The following is a 21,977-nucleotide window of genomic DNA, read 5'->3' on the forward strand; positions in this document are numbered from 1 at the left end:
AAAAGATCCCTGCTTCAACACCGAAGCAGGGATCTTTTTTTGAATAGAAGTTTTTTGAGTTTATTTTTTTATAAACCGTCGGGTAGTCACTTTGTCTTCGGATACAATCTTCAATAGATAGATGCCGGTGGAATAACTGCTACACGAAATGTTAGCTTCCGAGCTTGCTGTTTCTTCCATATAAAGCAATTGACCGTTTAAACTGACAATGTAAATTTTATTTTTATTTCCATTACCTTCGGGCATGTTTTTGATATATAACATATCCGTTACGGGTGAAGGATATATAAGAGTATTGTCTTCCTTTTCCAGTTCGTTTATCGAGGTCAGCCCATCTGCAGTGACGGTTATTTCCTTGTACACATTAGAACCATCGATCGCACTTGCCCGTACAGTTATTGAACCGTTTTTATCGCCTTTGGCAGTCAGTATTCCGTTCTGGTTGACAGTTGCAATGTCATTACCCGATACTATTGTCCAGTTGACCGCCCTGAATGTAGCATTTAACGGATAGATATCGGCAGTCAGATGGATGCTGGTTTGTTCCGGTGAAAGGGTTGGTTCTTCTGTTGAATGAACGATAATATCTTCTGCAAAAATTACATTGGCTGCACCGTCAGTACTGACAATATTTGAGCGTACGGTTGCTTTGCCGGCTCTGCTTTGTCGGCCGGTTTGCATCGGCTTCCAATTGTCTTCGTATTTGGCATCAAAGTCCAATGCATAGTAGAGGATGCCTGCGGGAGCATTGAGATCTGAGTAAGAGGTGTTATTGCCCGAGATCTCTGCTATTACGGTCAGGTTATTTGGGGTGGTACCTCTTAAGATACGGTATGTCTCTATGGGCGCTCCTTCGTATTGGCTCCAAGTAACATTCCATCCATTACCTGCACCTTTGTTTATCATGGCATGTACACCTTGGTGAGGTGTGCCAGGAGTGGTTTCTGCACCATAATTGGTTTGCAATGTCAGACGATAGCGCGATGCTTGAACTTGCGGGTTGGATGTCATATCTACAAAGCTCGTTTGCGAAACAGGGACGGTGGCTAATAAATAGAAGTCATTATACTTGCTTCCTTCTTTGTAGATGTTTACATTGCTGACAAATGCAGGGATTGCAGTCGGGTACTGCCAGGATATACTATATTTTCCGGTGGCAGGATCTACTGTAATCAGGTTGATTTCCTGTCGGGACAGTTCGTCTGCGACTGTAATACTCTTGTCACAAGTAGCGATGCCGCAAGGAGTAGAAACAGACAGGCGCAATACGAAATTGCCGGTGTTCATAAAGGTTGCTTTCGCTTGGTTGCTGTTTCCGTTGCGTACGATGCGAACCGGTGGAACTCTGTATTCGCCCAATGCTTTGAAATCGCTTCCGTCTTTGCTGACTTCCCACGAATATTCGTAGTCGCCTTCCGGCAAAGTCATCGGTGTTTCGGCAACGAGCAGTGCTTGCGAAGGGATAGAGAATTCCGGGTTGATGGCGGGAGCTACCCAAATTTCGGCAGTAGACGTTACCCCGTCGGAAGTAACGGATATCTGTTTCTTGCCTTCCGTATCCCAAACTACCTCATACTGTATTTCTTTACCATAGTCCGTATAGAATATCTGTTTTCCTCCGTCCCAATCCCAAGTAATGCCGGATACGCTGGCGTTGCCGGTATAGGCGACTATGGCAGATGTTCCTGCGCAAACGGATAACGGCAGTCGCATCTTCGGGTTAGATTCTATTGTTAATAGATAGGGTTCGGAGAAGGGGGACGTAGCATTCCATCCGTCAATAGCCTGTACCTGTATTTCATAAGTTCCGGTAGGCATTGCAGAGAGCGGAATAGAATAAGTGGTGGCATTGGTGTAGATGAAATCGGTAATCACTGCCGCATCGGCATTGAGATCGTTCATCGGAGAAATGATATAGGCACCTTCTCCTGTCTGTCCCTGTTTCTTAACGCTGATATTATAGCGCATCAATGTATATGGCGTTTCTGCATCTTTGGCCGCATCCCACTTTATGACGGCAAAATCTTCGGTTTGTGTTCCGCGAATATTTGACGGGGCTTCGGGGCGGGTATTGCTAACAGTAGAAAGATTTTTGTAATATTGGTCAGAAGCCCATTGATTCGATTCTACAAAATCGGGCACTCCGTCTCTATCGACATCAATTTCAATGTATTTATCTGATCCATCAATCCCAATTCCGTTGTAGTCGGAACGGTTGTCTCCATAGTTAATGAACTTGGTTTGTAAATCATCGTAAAAATAGAGAATGGAACCGTTATATCTGGAAAGAAGCGACAAATCCAGATATCCGTTATTGTCAAAATCGAATATTTTCCCGATTTCCAGTCCATCCAAATCCATTGGTAATGTGATTTCTTTCACCTCTTTAAAATCTTCATTCTTATTATTTAGAAGAATGAGGATTGTGTTGTCATTTTTCTGGATGAGCAGATCGGGATAGCCGTCATTATTCATATCGGCAACGGCAGAAATTATTATTCGGTCTTCTATAATTTCCTCGGGAACAATTATGGGGCATCGACGGAAGCTGCCATCTCCATTATTAAAATGTATTACGTATTCATATTCGTTATTACCCAGATATGACTTTCCGATGAAATCATAAAATCCATCTTTATTAAAGTCGGCGGTGATGTTGTAAGAACTATTAATAGCATCAAAGCTGGTAGTAAAATCTATATCGTTTCCGGAATTCATAAACAGATCACCATCGTCTGAAAAGAAGTCCATATAGCCATCGTGGGTAAAGTCCACGGCTTTTAAGTCATACCATACATTTGTGAAGGAACTTGCATCATAAATTTCTTCGGACAGAGTCTTATCTCCCTGATTGATATAATGGCGGTTAGTTGGCTTGGTGCCATCATTCTTAGAATAATAACGAATAACAATGTCGGCTAAACCGTCTCTGTTAAGGTCTGTAATGTATGATTTATCGTTGAAAGATAGATTTGTGTTATATATTTTTTTCACTTTGGTGTAGTTACCTTTCCCATCATTCTCATGTACTCCGTTGTAGGTGAGTAACTCCGGCGTTCCGTCATTGTCCATGTCTATGGTGCCGTAGATATCTGTTCTTGATGGTGAAGTTGATAGCTTTTCCATAACTAACCTATTGGCAAAGATAAATATTGTCTGGTCGGTAACAGCCGTTACGTTTCCTTGTGTATCCACCGTTTGCAGCGAAATACGTTTCTCGCCGGGAGTTGTAAACCGTATCTGGTAGACAGAACCATTATTACTTTCGGAAATGATGGTTGCATCTGCCATATCCCACTTATACTCTAAAGAAGGATCTTTAGGGGCAAGCAAGGCCAAGGTTATTGTATCGCATACCGTTCTCTCGTCGGATAAGCGGAATCCGGAACCGGATTGTGACTTTTCAAATATCGTTTCCTCCGACCACATAGAACCTTTATGCATCGGGTCAATGGTTTGTATAGCGATATAATATTTTCCGGCATTCCATCCCGAGGCATCCAAGATACGGTCAAGGTTATACCCCATGTTACCATCCAATAGATTTAACCGCATTCCGTTTTCTGTGGCGTGGGCGTAGTAAATATCTCCCTTACCCGGCTTGGTACCGATGCGTAAGGCGTAAGTTAAATCAACGGAAGAGGATTCTGTGTCTTTTCCGGGTTGCCAGCTTATCTTTAAGAATCCTGTGGAAGGTTCAAACAAGTAGGAAGGTTTTTCCGGCTTTTGCGGAGCCTGATTAGCAGTAATATCAGGCAAAAGATCTTTTACAGAGTATACCATCGATGTCTCTTTTCCTTGATCGTTGTAATATTGGCTCATTATGTCGTAGTAACCATCATTGTCGATGTCTGCCGCTTGAATACGATAGTTGTTTTTAGACTCTGTCAGGTGGATAAGAGGAGTAGGCTGAAGTTCGAATTGCATTCTATTATTGCCTTTCAGTAGTAATACATCATTGACTACGTCGGAGTACTTCTTTGGCGCATATTGGGCCACAATATCATAATATCCGTCATGGTCGATATCTGCACAAGCTTTAAATGCCAGTTCCTCGTCAAAAGCCGTTTCGTGCATTTTGAATTTACCTTTTCCGTCGTTTTCCATAATGACAAGATAGGCTGCTCCATTAGAATCCAGATAACTGAACGGCAACAAGATGTCTATATCTCCGTCTTTATCAAAGTCATAGCACCATACTTGCTGATCCATACTCAGATTACTGATGAGTTGTTGTGTCTTCTCTGTTCCATCTGATTGGTATACATGTGCAGTAACGGTTTTACTGGCAGGCTCATAAACGATATAATCTAATCGTTGGTCGTTGTTTAAGTCTCTAAAGTAAATGGCACCTCCCATTGGCAATCCCACATATTTATCTTTTGCTACATACAATAGGATTTCTCCGGTACCGGTGTTTACGATATCCGGATAGCCGTCTTTGTTGAAATCGATATTGCTTGTCTGATAGCCCATGCTGCCGGTGTATTCTCCTTTTCCGCCGATAAACATGTCTTTTCCGCTAAGGAATGCATCGTTTCTGTCTTGAACAACCACTCCGCTATAATTTCCGTTTTGTGACCATTCGTCATTTGTTTTGTCGCGGTTGAGATATTCATCTTGCGTTAATATCTCTAATTGGTGAATTTCGAACGAGCCATCTATCAGTTGTACGGCAACTTTAGAATGGGGTAACAAGAAATCCGTTAATCCATCATTATTGTAATCGCAGGGGACAAAAATTTCTCCGGACTTTCCGGTTATACGGGATGTTCCCCAAGATTCAAATATTTGAGAATCTTTGTTTTCACCTTGTTCATTGTTTGTGTAGACTTTGTAGTCAAAAGAATGATTCTCATCGTTACCTCGTAATATGCCTCCACAATAGTCAATGGTTTTGTCGTTGTTTATATTGCAAGGCATCAGGCTGCTAATGTTCTCCGGAAAATCTTCATATTTCTGCGCCCTGCCGTTTATTAATTTGTATTTCCCAAAAGATTTCCAATAATTACCGTACTCTTCTTGTCCGAAACAGAATTCCATTTGTCCGTCTCTGTCTTCGTCATACCAGTAATTCAAGTCGAATTGCATAGCATTGTTGGTTGTTCCGGCAAAGAATTTGCTGATTACTACTGTAGGTGTTTTCCCTTTTTTGTTGACTACTGCCTTGAAGCCGGGTATCATTTTGTATGTACCTGTAGGTAAAGTTCCCAGATCGACCGTAGCTATTCCATTGACCGTAGTAATGGGAATTTCTTTGTTTATGTTATTTTTATCTATGAAGTATAGTTCTATGTTTTCCATGGAAGAACTGGCTATTTTAAAGGAAGCCATTCCTTTACTACCATTTTTACTTATTGCTAAAGAAACTTCCGGCAACCAGCAAAAGGCTGTTTGGCCGGCTTCGCATTCTTCTCCCGATAGAGTATAGGTGTCATCGCTGACAGTCCAGTTCAAGTCATTACTAAAACCGTTTATTGTTAGTGCACCTATTTTTACGGAAGGTACTATATTGTTTATTCTTAAATAATGAATGTCTTTTGACAGGGGAGTATTACTTGTGGACTCTGTATTAGTTGAGTTGAGCAGATCGTACGTTTCCCCGTCTATACTTCCATAAATATTGAGATGACCGCTTTTCCCAGTGATAAGTAATGAACCGCCTTTCTCTGGCAAGGTAATTTTTGGGGATAGTAGATCGATTCTGCTGCCACTGATGATTGGGGCTATAGAACCCCATTCTCCTTTTGTCAGTTTCCAACCGCGAGCTTGTGGCTCTAAAGTATAAGGGAATTGTGAGATCGGGCTTATATCAGTAGTTCCCGCTTCACCGACAATCAGATCTTTTACCGAAACTACTCCACGGGGAGTTTTTGTAAATCTGAATTGGCGGCATTCCTCGTTTAGATTGAAAGTGACTGTTTTTTCTTCTTCATCACAGAAACTACTGAAAAGAATATTTCCTTGCTCATCAAGCGTCTCAAAGGTAAAATATCCTCCTGTAAATGTTATTTCCGGTTGATTGAGCGATGAAAAATCAAAAAGTGGTGAGATGGCATAGGTGTAAGATTCTCCTCCCCCAAACCCATAGACCGGTTTGCCCATGGAGGAGGTGACAATCCAGTCATACCCTTCTTCTAAAGTCCATTTACTATAAGATTCGGGGGACAGTTCATAAGGGAATTCATTAATCACATTCTGTCCCTGCACCGATTCGATATTGTAACCGCTTCCCAATAGAAGTAGAAACAACCATGTGGTAATTTGTTCTTTCATAAGCTTAAGAAAAAATTAGTAATATTATTGATTGCAACAAAGGTAGGTCAATTACATATGCGTCATTGTCACCCAAAAGGGTGATTTTGCATTGTTCGCCCGATTAGGCGGTTAAAAGTATGAACTTGATAAGGTGTGTATGTAGAAAAATATGCTACTTTTGTCTCGCTAAAAAACAAAACTAAAGTTTATCTTATATTATGAGGAAGCAATTTCTATTGGCTATATGTTTATTGGTAGGAATTACAGGTGTTTTGGCGGAGGTAAGATCTTCGGATGTGATTATAGAGAATTTATGTAAACAGGGAGAAAGGTGCATGGATGAAGCGAAATATGATTCATCTTTCTATTTCTACAATATGGCCCTAAGTCAGAATGGAGTGAAAAGTACAGATTGGTATGCGAAAATAATCAATGGCAGAGGGCTTTTATATTATACAACAGGCGATATGGACAGTGCCCTTGCGGATAAGTTGGAGGCTGTTCGATTGCTGAACCGGAAAGAGCATCCGGATCTTGAAGGATTGGTTGATGCTTACAGTACGCTCGGCATTATTTATCGTCGCCGTCAGATGCCGGATTCGGCTCTTGTCTATTATGAAAAAGCTTTGGATTCGGCCGAGAAGCTTGGAAATGATGAATGGCTTGCCAATATTTATAATAATCTTGCTGTGTTTTATGCTAATAATAAGCGGCTGGACGAAGCATTGACCTACATTCGTAAAGCTATCTTTTATGTAGAGCAAACGGATAATGCTTCGGATATCGTCTTTGCATATCAGGTGGAGTGTTCTATATATATGTTAAGGAAGGAGTCGGAGCGGGGGATACCTTCTCTCAGAAAAGCCATTGCAGTTGCTTCAGAGCACAACCTTCCACGGGCAGAGTTGCGTTGTTTGCCCAATATAATGGCGATGTATTCCAACCGGCAGGAAAAAGATTCGGTAATGTACTATATGCGCCGAGGCGATGAATTGCTTAAAATAACACCGCCGGAAACAGTGGAAGGGTTGGGCTTTATTGAAATGAAAGCGCGATTATTACTGGAATATGGGCAGTATAAAGAAGCCGTCAAGTGGTTGCGGTATCTTAAAAATATTCCACAGAACGAACAGACGGCCATAGATGCGCTCTATTTAAGAATGGCAAAATGTTATCAGAACCTTGGAGAAAAGGATAAAGCATATGTTTATATGGATAGTGCTCGTATGTGGACCGATTCGCTTGCCCGGCGAAAGGTGGAAACGCAACTGTCGGATTTTTCCGCTAAATATGAAACTCGTGAAAAAGAATTGGAAATAGCTCGTCTGCAACAAGAACAACTTAAACAGGAAGCAAATAGAATGGCAATGGGAATTATCGGTACAATACTTATAGCGGTGTTGGCTATCAGCATTATTATCGCAACGCAAAAAAGAAAACAGATTGAGAAAAATATGAAGCTTTTGGAACAGGAAAGCGATTTGAAAGCTGCCAGAAAATACATTGAAGGACTGGAAAGTGAACGTAAACGTTTCGCCAAAGAACTGCATGACGGGGTAGCTAACGATCTTTTAGGATTACAGATGAAATTGAGTTCGGTGGGAGACAATCCGGATGAAAAGGAGGAAATGGTGAAGTCTGTAAATGAGCTTAGGCAGAATGTCCGCAATATTTCTCATGAATTGATGCCACCCGAATTCAATCATTTAAGTATCGATAAGATTATCGGTTACTATCTGACCGATATGCAGAAAACATATGGATTCGTGTTGGCTTACGAAGCAGCTTCGGACACATGTTGGGAACGGATTCCACAAGAAACTGCTTACGAAGTATACCGTATAACCCAAGAATTGATGACGAATATTGCCAAACATGCCGGAGCACACTCAGTCAGTGTATCACTCAGTGCTGTGACCGATGAAAAATATCGGTTGAGGATAGAGAATGATGGCAATGCTTTCTCTACTGCTATGGCTGCGGATGCGACAAATAAGCAAGGAGGTATCGGTATACGTACAATTCAAGACCGTGCCAAAGCGATATCGGCCGTTTTTGAAACATTGAACGAAAGTGGAAGAACGGTTTTCTTGCTTAGTTTTAATCTAAAAGAGGGGGGGTATGGAAGTGGAATGCTGTGAAATACTGGTTGTTGATGATCATCCGATTGTTTTAGAGGGTATAAAGAAGATAGCTTCTGCATTGGAAGGTGTGAAATGCGATGGTATTATGGAAGTGGAACAACTGGAACATTATTTTTCTGTGCGTTCTCCTTATAATATGTATATATTAGATCTTGAATTTCCCCAAGCGGATGGTTTCAGTGTACTCCGAATGCTTCGCGATAAGGCACCGGATAGTCGTATTCTGATCTATACGATGCATGAAGAGCCTTGGATGCTGGCTAAACTTATTGATGCCGATATTGATGGCTTGGTTTCGAAGAATGCAGATTTGTCGGAGCTACAAAAAGCGATTTCTACTTTGCGGAGTGGAGAAACTTATTTCAACGAGGTGTTTCTCGATATGATCCGGCATGGAAAAGAGTTTTATATCTGTACGGAGAATAAAGGGCCGAACCTTTCCTCACGGGAAAAAGAGATACTGGCATATATCGTTAAGGGATTCAATAACAAGCAAATATCAGAATTAATCTATCTCAGTGAAAATACGATTAAAACTTATCGCAAACGCTTGATGATTAAGATAGGGGCAAAGAATGCTGCCGATCTTGTCTTTAAGGGAAAAGATTTTTTATGATATGATAAATCGGGATGAAAGAGAGGGTCGGAAGAATATATACTCTTGTCATATAGAAGTATATATTCTTACACTACAAAAGCATATACTCTTGCCATGTAAAAGTGTACATCCTTATAAATGCTGGTTATCTGCTGGTTATGGCTGTAAATTGATTGTGCCAATGGCCGCTGAATTGTAGCTCTTGATAGATTTTTCCTAATTTCTTCTGAAGAAGCGACGGACTTGTTTTAGTATTTTCCATCCTAACATGACTCCGTCGAAGACTGCCATTCCTGTATTGAACGATCTCATCAGCGCATCTCCTTTAGAAGCGGCAGGTGCAAGTGGTGCAAATATTCTTCGCGTAGTCCGGCTCATTGCCCTTTTTTGTTCCCGTATCTCTTCCAGTTTCTCCGCTTTGAGCCGGGCGATGTATTCTAATGTGATTGTCTGAGGTTTTTGTTGCTGATTGTTCATGGCTTATTCCTTTGAATCGTTAAGAAACAGACCGGCAAGGAAGTTTACCATCGGGGAGATGATAAGTTTCTTGCGGAAAATAATGACAATGGCAATTAGTAAGATGTTGATGGCCGCAATAATGCCGAAGCTTACCATGAGACCGCCTACCAGTGGTTCTAAAATATATGCCAAGGCGAATAAAAAATAAAACAGAGCCACCATCCCGAGGATGATAAGTACCAAAACCATAATTAAGGTGGAAAGGAGTATAGTCAGCTTTTCCGTTAATTCCAGTTTGGTGTATTCTTTTTGGAGTTCCAGATATTTTTTGAACTCGAAAAATAATTGCTGGAAGTTTTCAATACTTTTGTCGTCTGCAAACATGATGGCTCTGTTTTTTGGGGTTCTTCTTTAATCGGTTACTTCTTTCAGCTCGGCTGCAATTTCGTCAACGAGGTTTTCCATTTCGCTACGATTCAGTTTGATACCTTTCTTTCGAAGAATTTCTGCGATTTTATGACGCGTATCTTCTCCTTTTTCCGGAGCAAACAAGATACCAAGGGCTGCACCTACGGCTGCACCACCCAAAAAAGCTGCTAATACATTAAGTCCTTTCATAATTCTAATGTTTTAAAATGATAATACTACAAATATAACATTTTTATTGATAAGGATGTTCTGTAAGGCATGATTTTTTTTGAGGCTTTTCCGATTATTTTTTCTGTTCCCTTTTGGGTACCTGTTTCTTTCTACGCCAGAAATCGCCATTGGAACGGCTTCCACGGTAAACTTTATTTTCTTTGGCTTTAGCTTTGATCTCTTCTGTTTTCACCTCTTGCGCTTTCATGCCTTCGTTGGTGATGAACGGATGTTCGCTCACGACCGGGATTGTTTTTCCGATCAGCTTCTGAATATCCTTTAAATAAGGGATTTCTTCCGATTCACAGAAGGAAATGGCGATACCTTCGTGTCCGGCACGACCTGTACGGCCGATGCGATGTACGTAAGTTTCCGGGACATTGGGGAGTTCGTAGTTGATGACATGTGACAGTTGGTCCACATCGATACCACGTGCCGCAATGTCTGTTGCTATCAGTACACGGAGCGTGTGGCTCTTAAATTCGGTCAAAGCTCGTTGACGGGCATTCTGCGATTTGTTGCCATGTATGGCTTCGGCGCGTATTCCCGCTTTTGTCAAGGTGCGTGCCAATTTGTCGGCGCCGTATTTGGTACGTGTAAAGATCAAAACCGATTCGACAGACTTATCTTTCAGCAGATGCAGAAGCAAGTCTTTCTTTTCTTTCTTTTCTACAAAATACACATGTTGTGCAATGGTATCTACAGTAGAGGATGCCGGAGTTACTTCTACTTTTTCCGGATCGGTCAGCATAGAGTTGGCCAAAGTTTCGATTTCCGGAGGCATAGTGGCGGAGAAGAAAAGCGTCTGTCGTTTTGCCGGCAGGAGTTTCAGTATGCGTCTGATGTCATGGATAAAGCCCATGTCGAGCATACGGTCGGCTTCGTCCAAAACAAAAAAGTCGAGAGTTTTGAGCGAAATGAATCCTTGAGTGATCAAGTCTAATAAACGGCCCGGAGTAGCTACTAAGATTTGTACTCCATTGCGCAACGCATCTGTTTGAGGTTTTTGACCTACTCCGCCGAATATCACTGCGTGTTTCAGTCCCGTGTACCGGCCGTATGCTTCGAAACATTCGCCTATTTGGATGGCGAGTTCACGTGTAGGAGTAAGTATCAATGCCTTTATTCCTTTACGGTGATCCGTTTTATATAGTTTTTGCAAGATAGGGATAGAAAAAGCTGCTGTTTTTCCGGTACCGGTCTGTGCGCATCCTAATAAATCTTTTCCTTGGAGTAAAACGGGGATCGACTGTTCTTGTATGGGGGTGGGAGAGGTGTATCCCTCTTCTTGAAGAGCTTTAAGTATGGGCTCTATCAGATTTAAATTTTCAAATATCATGTAAAAAAATTGAATGAGCCTCGCGGCTCTGTTATATTTATTATAGGACAAAATAATGCAAACGAATACAGAGTCAAATTTGCTTGAACTGTGCTGAAGTGCACTTGTTTTATGCAAAGATACGCCAACTTGTGTGGTAAATACTTTTATATCGATTGGTTTAATCTTATTTAACTAAGAGAAAGGTCGAAAGATAGCGGGTTAAGCCGTACTTTTGTTGCTCAATTCTATATAATAGATAACAATATGAGAGGTAAGATTGTTTTTATAACCGGGGCAAGTAGCGGAATTGGTGAAGGTTGTGCCCGGAAGTTTGCTTCACAGGGCTCGGATGTGATACTTAACGCCCGTAACGTTGCTAAACTGGAAGAGTTGAAAAAGGAACTGGAGAAGGCTTATGATATTCGGGTGTTTTTGTTACCTTTCGATGTGCGTGACCGTAAGGCGGCAGTTGATGCATTGGCTTCGCTGCCCGAAAATTGGAAAGCCATTGATGTATTGGTAAATAATGCAGGTCTTGTAATCGGGGTGGATAAAGAATTTGAAGGAAATCTGGATGAATGGGATGTTGTTATAGATACGAATATAAAAGCTTTGTTAGCGATAACCCGTCTGGTTGTTCCCGGAATGGTGGAACGTGGACGCGGACACATTATTAATATCGGTTCTATTGCGGGGGATGCCGCTTATCCGGGTGGTAGTGTGTATTGTGCTACTAAAGCGGCAGTCAAAGCTTTGTCGGATGGATTGCGTATCGACTTGGTGGATACTCCGTTGAGGGTGACAAATGTGAAGCCGGGTATGGTGGAAACGAATTTTACAGTGGTGCGTTATCGTGGTGATAAACAGGCGGCCGACAATTTTTATAAAGGAATTCGTCCGCTTACCGGAGAGGATATTGCGGAAACGGTATATTTTGCAGCTTCGGCACCCGAGCATATTCAGATAGCGGAAGTGTTGGTGATGCCTACCTATCAGGCTACAGGGACAATCTCCTATAAAAAGAAAATGGAATGATGAGAAAATGGTTATACGTTGTTTTATGTCTGTCTTTGCTGTTTTCTGTGGCAACGGCCTGTTCGGACGATGAAGATAAGCTGACTAATAAATGGCAGTTGAGGCGTTATGAATTTCCGGACGGCACAACGCAAACGGTGGATAGCGTATTTTATAATTTTCAGAAAGGTAGTTTTTCGGCCATTTGTTTGTTGGCAGATGGCAATTATCAAACCTTTTTTGGGAATTATTCTTTGCAGGATGATAAAATTTCTATTATTTTGCTGCCTGAATACGGTGGGCCGGAATATGATAAGTATATAGGATGGGAAGAAAATAAGCGTATATTCCATGTGGATGAACTTTCTTCTTCTTCGCTTCGGCTTAATTATGAGGGGATTGTATCGGTCTTTAGAAAATATTAAAGTGAAATTATTAACTCAAAAATGTAGATTATGAAAAAATTAGTAGTATTGGGAATGGGTGTATGCATGGTACTGGCATTTGCTTCCTGTAAATCAAGCGAAAGTGCATATAAGAAAGCATACGAGAAAGCAAAACAACAAGAACTGGCAGAACCTCAGGTAGAAGCTCCGGTAGAAGTGACTCCGGTTGTTGCTGCTCCGGTAGAAGTGAAAAAAGCTACTGATGCGGCTAATGGTGTCCGTCAGGAAAAGGTGACGGTCGTATCGGGCAATGGAGATAACCTGAAAGATTATAGCGTGGTATGCGGCAGCTTTGGATTGAAGGCAAATGCCGAAGGTTTGAAGGAATTTTTGGATGCCGAAGGTTACAACGCGACAATTGCATTCAATGCAGAGTCTGCAATGTATCGTGTGATTGTAAGTACTTTCGCTGATCGTGCTTCTGCTGCACAGGCTCGTGACGCATTTAAAGCTAAATATCCTAACCGTAAAGACTTCCAGGGTGCCTGGTTGCTTTATCGGGTATTTTAATAATTTCTTTTTGGTAATATCGGAAGTGGGAAAGCACCCTTCCGGAACAAGGGCAGTAGCTGGGAAGTTACTGCCTTTTTCACAAATATCTCTTTCCTTATTTTAGTAATATTTGGTAATATTAGCCATACTGCTAAAATAAGTTATAAATGATAGTGTGGAAACTTTGGGAGAAAATAAAGTTTTTACTTTTGTAGCTCTTTATAGAATGAAATAGTATGCCTTGTTGGAAACAGGGTTATAATAAGATAACAAGATGGAACAGAAATATTTATTTGTTGCTGTTGATGCGGCCCTGAGAGCAGGTGAAAAGATACTTTCTATTTATAATGATCCGAAGTCGGATTTTGAGATAGAGAGGAAAGCCGATAACTCCCCTTTAACAATTGCTGACCGTAAGGCACATGAAACGATTGCCATGATCCTGAATGAAACTCCTTTTCCTGTGTTGAGTGAAGAGGGAAAGCATTTGGATTATGAAGTGCGTAAGGGTTGGAATACGCTTTGGATTGTCGATCCGTTGGATGGAACAAAGGAATTTATAAAGCGTAACGGAGAATTTACCGTTAACATAGCATTGGTTTATGAGGGCATTCCCGTGTTGGGGGTTATTTATCTTCCGGTAAAACAGGAACTATATTTCGCCGAAGAGTCTTTGGGCGCTTATAAGCTTTCGGGAATTACCGCTTTGGATGATTCTGCCTCTTTGGATAAGTTGATAGCTTCTTCTGTTCGTTTGCCCGGGAAAGACTCCCGGAAAGATCATTTTGTAATTGTAGCTTCCCGCTCGCATCTTACCCCTGAAACAGAAACATATATTAATGAGATGAAACGGAAACATGCGGATGTTGAACTGATTTCGAGTGGAAGTTCGATAAAAATATGTCTGGTTGCCGAAGGAAAGGCAGATGTGTATCCCCGTTTTGCTCCGACGATGGAGTGGGACACTGCTGCCGGGCATGCCATTGCACGGGCTGCTGGTATGGAAGTTTATCAGGCCGGCGAAGAGTGGCCGCTACAATATAATAAGGAGGATTTGCTGAATCCTTGGTTTATTGTAGAGAAGAAAAGAGTAAATCACTAATTGATTTGTACCGATTATGACATTTGAAATTGTATTTGTACTACTATCGCTATTGGGAATGGTGATTGCTCTTATTATGGACAAGATGCGTCCGGGCATGGTACTCTTTTCGGTTGTGGTACTTTTTCTTTGTGCCGGCATTCTTAGTCCGAAAGAGATGCTTGAAGGGTTTAGTAATAAAGGGATGATTACTGTTGCCATGCTTTTCTTGGTAAGTGAAGGTGTTCGCCAATCGGGAGCATTGGGGCAAGTTATCAAAAAACTGCTTCCGGAGGGTAAAACGACTGTTTTTAAGGCACAACTTAGAATGTTGCCTTCTATCGCTTTTATTTCTGCTTTTCTGAACAATACTCCGGTCGTTGTTATTTTTGCTCCTATTATTAAACGGTGGGCACAGGCTGTTCATCTTCCGGCTACTAAATTTTTGATTCCTCTTTCTTATGTTACTATTTTGGGAGGTATCTGTACATTGATCGGTACTTCTACCAATTTGGTTGTGCATGGTATGATTCTTGAAGCCGGATATGAAGGTTTTACGATGTTCGAGTTGGGGAAAGTCGGTATTTTTATTGCTATTGCGGGTATTATTTATCTTTTTGTTTTTTCTAAGAAGCTCTTGCCTGATGCACGTCCGGATACCGCTGTGCCTGATGAAGAGGTGGAAAAAGGAGAGAATTTGCATCGTGTGGAGGCTGTTTTGGGAGCTCGTTTTCCAGGTATTAATAAAACTTTGGCTGAGTTTAATTTTCAGCGTCATTATGGAGCGGAGGTGAAGGAGATAAAAACCCGTAACGGACAACGGATTATTGATAATCTTAATGAGGTGGTGCTCCGTGAAGGCGATACTTTGGTAGTGATGGCTGATGAAACATTTGTTCCTACCTGGGGAGAGTCTTCGGTCTTTGTGCTGCTTGCTAATGGAAAAGACACCGAGCCTGTTCCCGGAAAGAAAAAACGTTGGTTTGCTTTGATTCTGCTTATTCTGATGATTTTGGGTGCCACGGTGGGTGAGTTGCCGGTGACGCAGGAGATGTTTCCGAATATTAAATTAGACATGTTTTTCTTTGTTTCGGTTACTACTATCATAATGGCGTGGACTAAGATATTTCCTGCGCGCAAGTATACCAAATACATTTCATGGGATATTCTGATTACGATTGCCTGTGCCTTTGCTATTAGCAAGGCGATGGTGAATTCGGGTGTAGCCGATGGCGTAGCTGCTTATATAATCAGTTTGAGCAACGATTATGGTCCTCACGTTTTGTTGGCTATCCTGTTTATCATAACCAATCTGTTTACAGAGCTTATTACAAACAATGCGGCAGCGGCTTTGGCATTCCCGCTGGCACTGGCTATTTCCCAACAGTTGGGAGTCGATCCGACACCATTCTTTGTGGTTATCTGTATGGCGGCTTCTGCCAGCTTTTCAACTCCTATCGGCTATCAGACAAATCTGATCGTGCAAGGTATCGGCAACTATAAATTTACGGATTTTGTTCGTATAGGTTTGCCGCTAAATATCATAACTTTCCTTATATCTGTATTTCTGATACCCCTAATTTGGCCCTTTTAGAGTTGAAAGTTGAGAGTTGAAAGTTTGGAGGAGATAGGGAGTTGAAAGTTGAAAATGAGAACAAAGAAATGGGGAAGAGTATAGTTAGGGAGAAAGCTTTTGTTTTTGCTATTCGTGTAGTGAGACTTTATAAGTTGCTGTGTGAAAGAAATGAATATGTATTATCGAAACAGATGTTACGTAGTGGTACTGCCATTGGTGCTTTGTTGAAAGAAGCAGAACATGCACAATCTGTTGCAGATTTCATAAATAAAGTCAATATAGCTTTAAAAGAAGCCAATGAAACAGAATATTGGCTGATGTTGTTAAAAGAAACAGATTATATATCGGAAACGGAATATGAATCGATGAATGAAAATTGTAGTGAATTGATTAAACTGACAGCCAGTATTGTAAAAACGACTAAAAATAACCTATATGGAGCAAAATAATAATGAAATAGAAAAGAATGATGGGAACGAAGAACTTTCAACTTTCAACTCTCAACTTTCAACTAAAAACAATATTTACCCTATATTCGACCGCATGTTAGCGCGGGAAGACAAAGAAGATTTATTGAAGCAACACAGTGTGATGATATGGTTTACCGGATTAAGCGGTTCCGGAAAGAGTACGATTGCCATTGCATTGGAACGCGAATTGCATAAACGCGGATTGTTATGCCGTATTCTTGACGGTGATAATATCCGTAGTGGAATTAATAATAATTTAGGGTTCTCCGAAGCTGACCGGGTGGAAAATATCCGTCGCATAGCAGAGGTCTCAAAACTGTTTATCGATAGTGGTATCATAACGATTGCCGCATTTATCAGTCCTAATAACGATATTCGTGAAATGGCTGCAAATATTATCGGGCAAGATGATTTTCTGGAAATCTATGTCAGTACTCCGCTTGCAGAATGCGAGAAACGTGATGTGAAAGGCCTGTATGCCAAAGCCCGTAAAGGAGAAATTAAGAATTTTACCGGTATTTCGGCTCCGTTCGAAGCTCCGGAACATCCGGCATTGGAGTTGGATACTTCCAGACTTTCACTTGAAGAATCGGTCAACCGTTTGTTGGAGCTGATTCTGCCGAAAGTAAAAAGATAAAGAGAGATTTTATAAAACAAGAATATAATGAAAGAAGAGTATAAATTAAGCCATCTGAAAGAGCTCGAAGCTGAGTCTATTCATATTATCCGCGAGGTGGCTGCGGAATTCGAGAATCCGGTAATGCTTTATAGTATAGGGAAAGATTCTTCTGTAATGGTTCGCTTGGCGGAAAAAGCTTTTTATCCGGGTAAAGTTCCGTTTCCTTTGATGCATATCGATTCAAAATGGAAGTTTAAGGAAATGATTCAGTTCCGTGATGAATATGCAAAAAAGTACGGATGGAATCTGATTGTAGAAAGTAACATGGAGGCTTTTCATGCGGGGGTAGGTCCGTTTACTCATGGAAGTAAGGTACATACCGATCTGATGAAGACCCAAGCTCTGCTACATGCTCTCGATAAATATAAATTTGATGCGGCTTTTGGCGGTGCCCGCCGCGATGAGGAAAAATCCCGTGCAAAGGAGCGTATTTTTTCTTTCCGGGATAAATTCCATCAATGGGATCCTAAAAACCAACGTCCTGAATTGTGGGATATCTACAATGCCCGTGTACATAAAGGGGAGAGTATCCGTGTTTTCCCATTGAGTAACTGGACGGAATTGGATATCTGGCAATACATCCGTCTTGAAAATATACCTATCGTACCGCTTTATTATGCCAAAGAACGTCCGTGTGTAGAGATAGACGGTAATTTGATTATGGCCGATGATGATCGTCTGCCGGAAAAATATCGCGATCAGATTCAGATGCGTATGGTACGTTTTCGCACATTGGGCTGCTGGCCGTTGACAGGTGCAGTAGAAAGTGAAGCCGATACGATCGAAAAGATTGTAGAAGAGATGATGACCACTACGAAGAGTGAGCGTACGACACGTGTGATCGACTTCGACCAGGATGCGAGTATGGAACAGAAGAAACGTGAAGGTTACTTCTAAATTAAAAATTGAAAATTAGAAATTAAAGATGGGAACTACTTTAGATATAAAAGCATTTCTGGATAAAGACGAACAGAAAGATTTACTCCGTCTTCTGACGGCAGGTTCGGTAGATGATGGAAAATCCACTTTGATTGGCCGTCTGTTGTTTGATAGCAAGAAGTTGTACGAAGATCAGCTGGATGCTTTGGAACGTGACAGCAAACGCATGGGAAATGCCGGCGAGCATATTGATTATGCTTTATTGCTGGATGGTTTGAAAGCAGAGCGCGAACAAGGCATTACGATTGATGTGGCATACCGATATTTCTCAACCAACAACCGTAAGTTTATCATTGCCGATACTCCGGGACATGAACAATATACGCGTAATATGATTACCGGCGGTTCGACTGCCAATTTAGCTATCATATTGGTCGATGCTCGTACGGGGGTAATTACTCAGACGCGCCGTCACACATTCCTGGTATCGTTGCTGGGTATCAAACATGTTGTGTTGGCCGTGAATAAAATGGATTTAGTGGATTTCTCCGAAGAACGTTTTAATGAGATTGTTTCGGAATATAAGAAGTTCGTAGACCCACTTGGGATTCCCGATGTGAATTGTATTCCTCTTTCCGCATTGGATGGCGATAATGTAGTAGAAAAATCAGAGCGTACTCCTTGGTATAAAGGTATTTCTCTGCTCGATTTTCTTGAGACGGTGCATATCGACAATGATCATAACTTAACAGATTTCCGTTTTCCTGTACAGTACGTACTTCGTCCTAATCTTGATTTTCGTGGATTCTGCGGGAAAGTGGCTTCGGGGGTGGTTCGTAAAGGAGATCAGGTGATGGCGCTTCCCTCCGGAAAAACTTCACGTGTCAAGAGTATTGTGACTTATGATGGTGAATTGGATTATGCATTTCCGCCACAATCCGTTACCTTGACATTGGAAGACGAGATCGATGTGTCGAGAGGGGAAATGTTGGTTCATACGGATAATCTTCCTATTGTAGACCGTAACTTTGAAGCCATGTTGGTATGGATGGATGAGGAACCGATGGATGTAAACAAATCGTTCTTTATCAAGCAGACCACCAATATGAGTCGTACACGTATCGACAGCATCAAATACAAGGTGGATGTGAATACGATGGAACATTCCGCCGTACCGTTTCTGTCATTGAATGAAATCGCCCGTGTGGTATTGACTACTGCCAAAGAGCTGTTCTTTGATCCGTATCAGAAAAATAAATCGTGCGGTTCCTTTATTCTTATCGATCCGATAACTAATAATACCAGTGCTGTCGGCATGATTATCGACCGGGTCGAGGTGAAAGACATGAATACGACAGATGATATTCCTGTGCTCGATCTTCCGAAACTCGGTATTGCGCCGGAACATTATGAGTCGATAGAAAAGGCGGTGAAAGAATTGGAACGCCAGGGAATTGCAGTGAAAATTATTAAATAATTATTCAATGTGCCAATATGCCAATGGGGCATTGGTTATTCGGTATAATAGCGGGCAATTGACACACTTGACACATTGGTATTTGGCATAATGGTATAGCGATTGCCGTATGGGAATTCGTTGTAATAGCGCAGCCAATTGGCATATTGGCACATTAGCATATTGAAAAATTATTAATTATATTATTAAGATGGGATTACTTGAATTCAATAAACTTCCGATAAATACTTTGGTAGGGGCTGACTGGAAAACTTTTAAAGCCATTACAGGCGGTAGAGATATCGATGCTGCTTATAAAGGAAAATATCGTTTGACAAAGGCTGTATGCCGTTTGCTCTCTACATTGGCTCCTTTGCAAGACAGTCGCTATAATAAGCTTCTGGCAGATAAACCATTGGAGCACGATCCGGTATTCATTTTAGGGCACTGGCGTAGCGGTACGACATTCGTGCACAATGTTTTTTCTTGTGACAAGCATTTCGGGTATAATACAACTTATCAGACTGTTTTTCCTCATCTGATGATGTGGGGGCAACCTTTCTTTAAAAAGAATATGAGTTGGCTGATGCCGGATAAACGTCCGACTGATAATATGGAATTGGCTGTAGATTTACCGCAGGAAGAAGAATTTGCGTTGGCAAACATGATGCCGTATACTTATTATAATTTTTGGTTCTTGCCTAAGTATCAGCAGGAGTATGCCGATAAATATTTGCTGTTTGATGATATTTCCGAAGCGGAGTTAAAGGTCTTTGAAGAAACTTTCACTAAGTTGATAAAAATATCATTGTGGAATACACAGGGAACTCAATTCTTGAGTAAAAATCCGCCTCATACCGGGCGTGTGAAAGAGCTCGTGAAAATGTTCCCAAACGCAAAATTCATCTATCTGATGCGTAATCCGTATACGGTTTTTGAATCTACACGAAGCTTTTTTACGAATACGATTCAGCCGTTGAAGCTCGAAGATATCAGTAATGAAGAGATTGAAAAGAATATTCTGTCCATCTATGCCAAGCTGTATCATAAATATGAAGCCGATAAACAATTTATTCCGGAAGGAAACCTGATGGAAGTGAAGTTTGAGGATTTTGAAGCGGATGCTATGGCAATGACGGAAAATATATACCAAAAACTTTCTATTCCCGGTTTTGAAGAGGCACGTGAGGCCATAGAGAAATATGTAGGCGGTAAGAAAGGGTATAAAAAGAATAAATATAAGTATGACGACCGTACTGTTCAGTTGGTAGAGGCCAATTGGGATTTTGCTTTGAAACAGTGGGGATATAGTCTTTAAAAGAAAGGAGAAACGATGATGAGGAATGCATGTCGCCATTTGTTAGCAACAGGTTTTGCTGCACTATGCTCAACGGCTGCCATAGCGCAGCATAAAGTCGAAATGCTCCCGTTTGGGGATATGGATCAGTGGGTTAATAGAGAAATTAAGGAATCCGGTATAATTGGCGGCCATACTAAAAATGTATATGCCGTAGGTCCTACTCAGACGATTACCGGTGCGAAAGCCTATAAAAATTTAGGTGGTTCTCCGTGGGCTACTTCCAATGTATTGGCTAAAGTTGCCGGTGTGGTTAAGACCAATACTTCTGTGTTTCCGGAAGAGAGGGGCGATGGTTATTGTGCTCGCTTGGATACCCGTATGGAAAGCGTGAAAGTGTTTGGCTTGGTAGATATTACGGTGCTTGCAGCCGGCTCTATGTTTCTTGGGTCTGTTCATGAACCGATTAAGGGGACTAAGAATCCCAACAAGATGCTGGAAATGGGAATACCGTTTACAAAGCGTCCGATTGCCCTTCAGTTTGATTATAAAGTGAAAATGTCCGATCGGGAGAATCGAATCCGTGCAACCGGATTTAGTAAGATTACAGATGTTGCAGGAAAAGATTTTCCGGCTGCTATTTTATTGCTTCAGAAAAGGTGGGAAGATGCAGACGGTAATATTTTTGCGAAACGTGTTGGTACGATGGTAGTACGGTATTATACGACAACCGATTGGCACAATAATGCTACTTATGAGATCCTTTATGGTGATATAACCGGTAATCCGGCGTATAAGGCACATATGATGCGTTTACAAGTTGAAGAACGTTATGCGCTTAACAGTAAAGGTGAAAGCGTTCCCGTTCACGAAGTTGCTTGGGGGGAAGAAGGAGATGAACCGACTCATATGGTGCTCCAATTTACTTCCAGCCACGGTGGTGCTTATATCGGATCTCCCGGTAATACATTCTGGGTGGATAACGTGAAGCTGATCTACTGATAAGTATAAAAGGTATATATAATAAAGGAAGCGAGTTGTAATCGGTTAGATTGCAGTTCGCTTTTTTGTATCTTGTCACATATCTGTTTCTGTTGTTTTTAAGATATTCTTATGTCATGAGTAAAAGTATAAAAAAATAAGGTGTCCGATTGGAACGAACACCTTA

The 21,977-nt window shown here is 41.3% G+C and carries 18 protein-coding genes; 13 read left to right on the plus strand and 5 right to left on the minus strand.

What is annotated here, in order from left to right; all coding sequences use genetic code 11:
* Nucleotides 1-60 precede the first annotated feature (60 nt).
* On the minus strand, nucleotides 61-6,276 hold the full coding sequence (locus RB604_RS12375) for an FG-GAP-like repeat-containing protein (RefSeq protein WP_055294921.1): 6,216 nt from the start codon (nucleotides 6,274-6,276) through the stop codon (nucleotides 61-63).
* A gap of 200 nt (nucleotides 6,277-6,476) precedes the next feature.
* Here RB604_RS12375 and RB604_RS12380 point away from each other — a divergent pair, with 200 nt between their 5' ends.
* Complete coding sequence (locus tag RB604_RS12380) at nucleotides 6,477-8,399, plus strand: tetratricopeptide repeat-containing sensor histidine kinase (RefSeq protein ID WP_055294924.1); 1,923 nt, start codon at nucleotides 6,477-6,479, stop codon at nucleotides 8,397-8,399.
* A complete protein-coding gene (locus RB604_RS12385; RefSeq protein ID WP_005923623.1) occupies nucleotides 8,380-9,018 on the plus strand; it encodes a response regulator in 639 nt (212 codons plus the stop codon). The genes RB604_RS12380 and RB604_RS12385 overlap by 20 nt, the downstream gene beginning before the upstream one ends.
* A gap of 198 nt (nucleotides 9,019-9,216) precedes the next feature.
* Here the strand turns inward: RB604_RS12385 and RB604_RS12390 are convergent, their stop codons facing one another.
* The 4 genes from RB604_RS12390 to RB604_RS12405 all read right to left on the minus strand — a co-directional run bounded on the left by RB604_RS12390 (nucleotide 9,217) and on the right by RB604_RS12405 (nucleotide 11,437).
* Nucleotides 9,217-9,477, minus strand: coding sequence for a hypothetical protein (locus RB604_RS12390; protein ID WP_005923616.1), 261 nt, complete (start codon nucleotides 9,475-9,477; stop codon nucleotides 9,217-9,219).
* A 3-nt stretch (nucleotides 9,478-9,480) separates the two neighbouring features.
* On the minus strand, nucleotides 9,481-9,843 hold the full coding sequence (locus RB604_RS12395) for a phage holin family protein (protein WP_005923612.1): 363 nt from the start codon (nucleotides 9,841-9,843) through the stop codon (nucleotides 9,481-9,483).
* A 27-nt stretch (nucleotides 9,844-9,870) separates the two neighbouring features.
* On the minus strand, nucleotides 9,871-10,077 hold the full coding sequence (locus tag RB604_RS12400; protein ID WP_005923609.1) for a YtxH domain-containing protein: 207 nt from the start codon (nucleotides 10,075-10,077) through the stop codon (nucleotides 9,871-9,873).
* Between the two features lie 94 nt (nucleotides 10,078-10,171).
* The gene (locus RB604_RS12405; RefSeq protein ID WP_055294926.1) at nucleotides 10,172-11,437 is read right to left on the minus strand and encodes a DEAD/DEAH box helicase; all 1,266 of its coding nucleotides are present in this window, start codon (nucleotides 11,435-11,437) and stop codon (nucleotides 10,172-10,174) included.
* A gap of 246 nt (nucleotides 11,438-11,683) precedes the next feature.
* On the opposite strand from RB604_RS12405, the gene RB604_RS12410 reads away from it, so the two are divergent.
* The 11 genes from RB604_RS12410 (at nucleotide 11,684) to RB604_RS12460 (ending at nucleotide 21,811) form a co-directional block, all read left to right on the plus strand.
* A complete protein-coding gene (locus RB604_RS12410; protein ID WP_007480463.1) occupies nucleotides 11,684-12,454 on the plus strand; it encodes an SDR family NAD(P)-dependent oxidoreductase in 771 nt (256 codons plus the stop codon).
* Nucleotides 12,451-12,858 carry a lipocalin-like domain-containing protein gene (locus RB604_RS12415; RefSeq protein WP_005923601.1) on the plus strand — a complete coding sequence of 136 codons (408 nt, stop codon included), beginning with the start codon at nucleotides 12,451-12,453 and terminating at the stop codon, nucleotides 12,856-12,858. Before RB604_RS12410 ends, RB604_RS12415 begins: the two co-directional genes overlap by 4 nt.
* A 30-nt stretch (nucleotides 12,859-12,888) precedes the next feature.
* Nucleotides 12,889-13,389 (plus strand): SPOR domain-containing protein, encoded by a 501-nt coding sequence (locus tag RB604_RS12420; protein WP_005923597.1) that lies wholly within the window; start codon nucleotides 12,889-12,891, stop codon nucleotides 13,387-13,389.
* Nucleotides 13,390-13,645: 256 nt separating this feature from the next.
* A complete protein-coding gene (cysQ, locus tag RB604_RS12425; RefSeq protein WP_005923594.1) occupies nucleotides 13,646-14,473 on the plus strand; it encodes a 3'(2'),5'-bisphosphate nucleotidase CysQ in 828 nt (275 codons plus the stop codon).
* A 16-nt stretch (nucleotides 14,474-14,489) separates the two neighbouring features.
* Nucleotides 14,490-16,046 (plus strand): SLC13 family permease, encoded by a 1,557-nt coding sequence (locus RB604_RS12430; RefSeq protein WP_007480464.1) that lies wholly within the window; start codon nucleotides 14,490-14,492, stop codon nucleotides 16,044-16,046.
* A 68-nt stretch (nucleotides 16,047-16,114) separates the two neighbouring features.
* Nucleotides 16,115-16,477, plus strand: a complete 363-nt coding sequence (locus RB604_RS12435) for a four helix bundle protein (RefSeq protein WP_005923591.1) — start codon at nucleotides 16,115-16,117, stop codon at nucleotides 16,475-16,477.
* Nucleotides 16,478-16,571: 94 nt separating this feature from the next.
* Entirely contained in the window at nucleotides 16,572-17,135 is a 564-nt protein-coding gene (gene cysC / locus RB604_RS12440) for an adenylyl-sulfate kinase (protein ID WP_085930803.1), read from the plus strand.
* Nucleotides 17,136-17,162: 27 nt separating this feature from the next.
* Nucleotides 17,163-18,074 (plus strand): sulfate adenylyltransferase subunit CysD, encoded by a 912-nt coding sequence (gene cysD / locus RB604_RS12445; RefSeq protein WP_005923587.1) that lies wholly within the window; start codon nucleotides 17,163-17,165, stop codon nucleotides 18,072-18,074.
* A gap of 28 nt (nucleotides 18,075-18,102) precedes the next feature.
* Nucleotides 18,103-19,533: a sulfate adenylyltransferase subunit CysN gene (gene cysN / locus RB604_RS12450; RefSeq protein ID WP_005923584.1), complete on the plus strand. Its 1,431-nt coding sequence runs from the start codon at nucleotides 18,103-18,105 to the stop codon at nucleotides 19,531-19,533.
* A gap of 190 nt (nucleotides 19,534-19,723) precedes the next feature.
* Nucleotides 19,724-20,830, plus strand: coding sequence for a cholesterol-responsive sulfotransferase (locus RB604_RS12455; protein WP_007480466.1), 1,107 nt, complete (start codon nucleotides 19,724-19,726; stop codon nucleotides 20,828-20,830).
* Between the two features lie 15 nt (nucleotides 20,831-20,845).
* Nucleotides 20,846-21,811, plus strand: a complete 966-nt coding sequence (locus RB604_RS12460; RefSeq protein ID WP_005923563.1) for a PCMD domain-containing protein — start codon at nucleotides 20,846-20,848, stop codon at nucleotides 21,809-21,811.
* The last annotated feature ends 166 nt before the right edge of the window (nucleotides 21,812-21,977 follow it).

The organism is Bacteroides salyersiae, assembly GCF_031172035.1.
GTDB lineage: Bacteria > Bacteroidota > Bacteroidia > Bacteroidales > Bacteroidaceae > Bacteroides > Bacteroides salyersiae.

What these genes read in the sequence shown, in the direction of transcription:
- RB604_RS12400 (WP_005923609.1), bottom strand. Translation starts at nt 10,077, where the DNA reads ATGAAAGGACTTAATGTATTAGCAGCTTTTTTGGGTGGTGCAGCCGTA.
- RB604_RS12380 (WP_055294924.1), top strand. Translation starts at nt 6,477, where the DNA reads ATGAGGAAGCAATTTCTATTGGCTATATGTTTATTGGTAGGAATTACA.
- RB604_RS12420 (WP_005923597.1), top strand. Translation starts at nt 12,889, where the DNA reads ATGAAAAAATTAGTAGTATTGGGAATGGGTGTATGCATGGTACTGGCA.
- RB604_RS12395 (WP_005923612.1), bottom strand. Translation starts at nt 9,843, where the DNA reads ATGTTTGCAGACGACAAAAGTATTGAAAACTTCCAGCAATTATTTTTC.
- RB604_RS12390 (WP_005923616.1), bottom strand. Translation starts at nt 9,477, where the DNA reads ATGAACAATCAGCAACAAAAACCTCAGACAATCACATTAGAATACATC.
- RB604_RS12455 (WP_007480466.1), top strand. Translation starts at nt 19,724, where the DNA reads ATGGGATTACTTGAATTCAATAAACTTCCGATAAATACTTTGGTAGGG.
- RB604_RS12430 (WP_007480464.1), top strand. Translation starts at nt 14,490, where the DNA reads ATGACATTTGAAATTGTATTTGTACTACTATCGCTATTGGGAATGGTG.
- RB604_RS12405 (WP_055294926.1), bottom strand. Translation starts at nt 11,437, where the DNA reads ATGATATTTGAAAATTTAAATCTGATAGAGCCCATACTTAAAGCTCTT.
- cysC (WP_085930803.1), top strand. Translation starts at nt 16,572, where the DNA reads ATGTTAGCGCGGGAAGACAAAGAAGATTTATTGAAGCAACACAGTGTG.
- RB604_RS12415 (WP_005923601.1), top strand. Translation starts at nt 12,451, where the DNA reads ATGATGAGAAAATGGTTATACGTTGTTTTATGTCTGTCTTTGCTGTTT.
- cysN (WP_005923584.1), top strand. Translation starts at nt 18,103, where the DNA reads ATGGGAACTACTTTAGATATAAAAGCATTTCTGGATAAAGACGAACAG.
- RB604_RS12435 (WP_005923591.1), top strand. Translation starts at nt 16,115, where the DNA reads ATGGGGAAGAGTATAGTTAGGGAGAAAGCTTTTGTTTTTGCTATTCGT.
- RB604_RS12460 (WP_005923563.1), top strand. Translation starts at nt 20,846, where the DNA reads ATGATGAGGAATGCATGTCGCCATTTGTTAGCAACAGGTTTTGCTGCA.
- cysD (WP_005923587.1), top strand. Translation starts at nt 17,163, where the DNA reads ATGAAAGAAGAGTATAAATTAAGCCATCTGAAAGAGCTCGAAGCTGAG.
- RB604_RS12410 (WP_007480463.1), top strand. Translation starts at nt 11,684, where the DNA reads ATGAGAGGTAAGATTGTTTTTATAACCGGGGCAAGTAGCGGAATTGGT.
- RB604_RS12375 (WP_055294921.1), bottom strand. Translation starts at nt 6,276, where the DNA reads ATGAAAGAACAAATTACCACATGGTTGTTTCTACTTCTATTGGGAAGC.
- RB604_RS12385 (WP_005923623.1), top strand. Translation starts at nt 8,380, where the DNA reads ATGGAAGTGGAATGCTGTGAAATACTGGTTGTTGATGATCATCCGATT.
- cysQ (WP_005923594.1), top strand. Translation starts at nt 13,646, where the DNA reads ATGGAACAGAAATATTTATTTGTTGCTGTTGATGCGGCCCTGAGAGCA.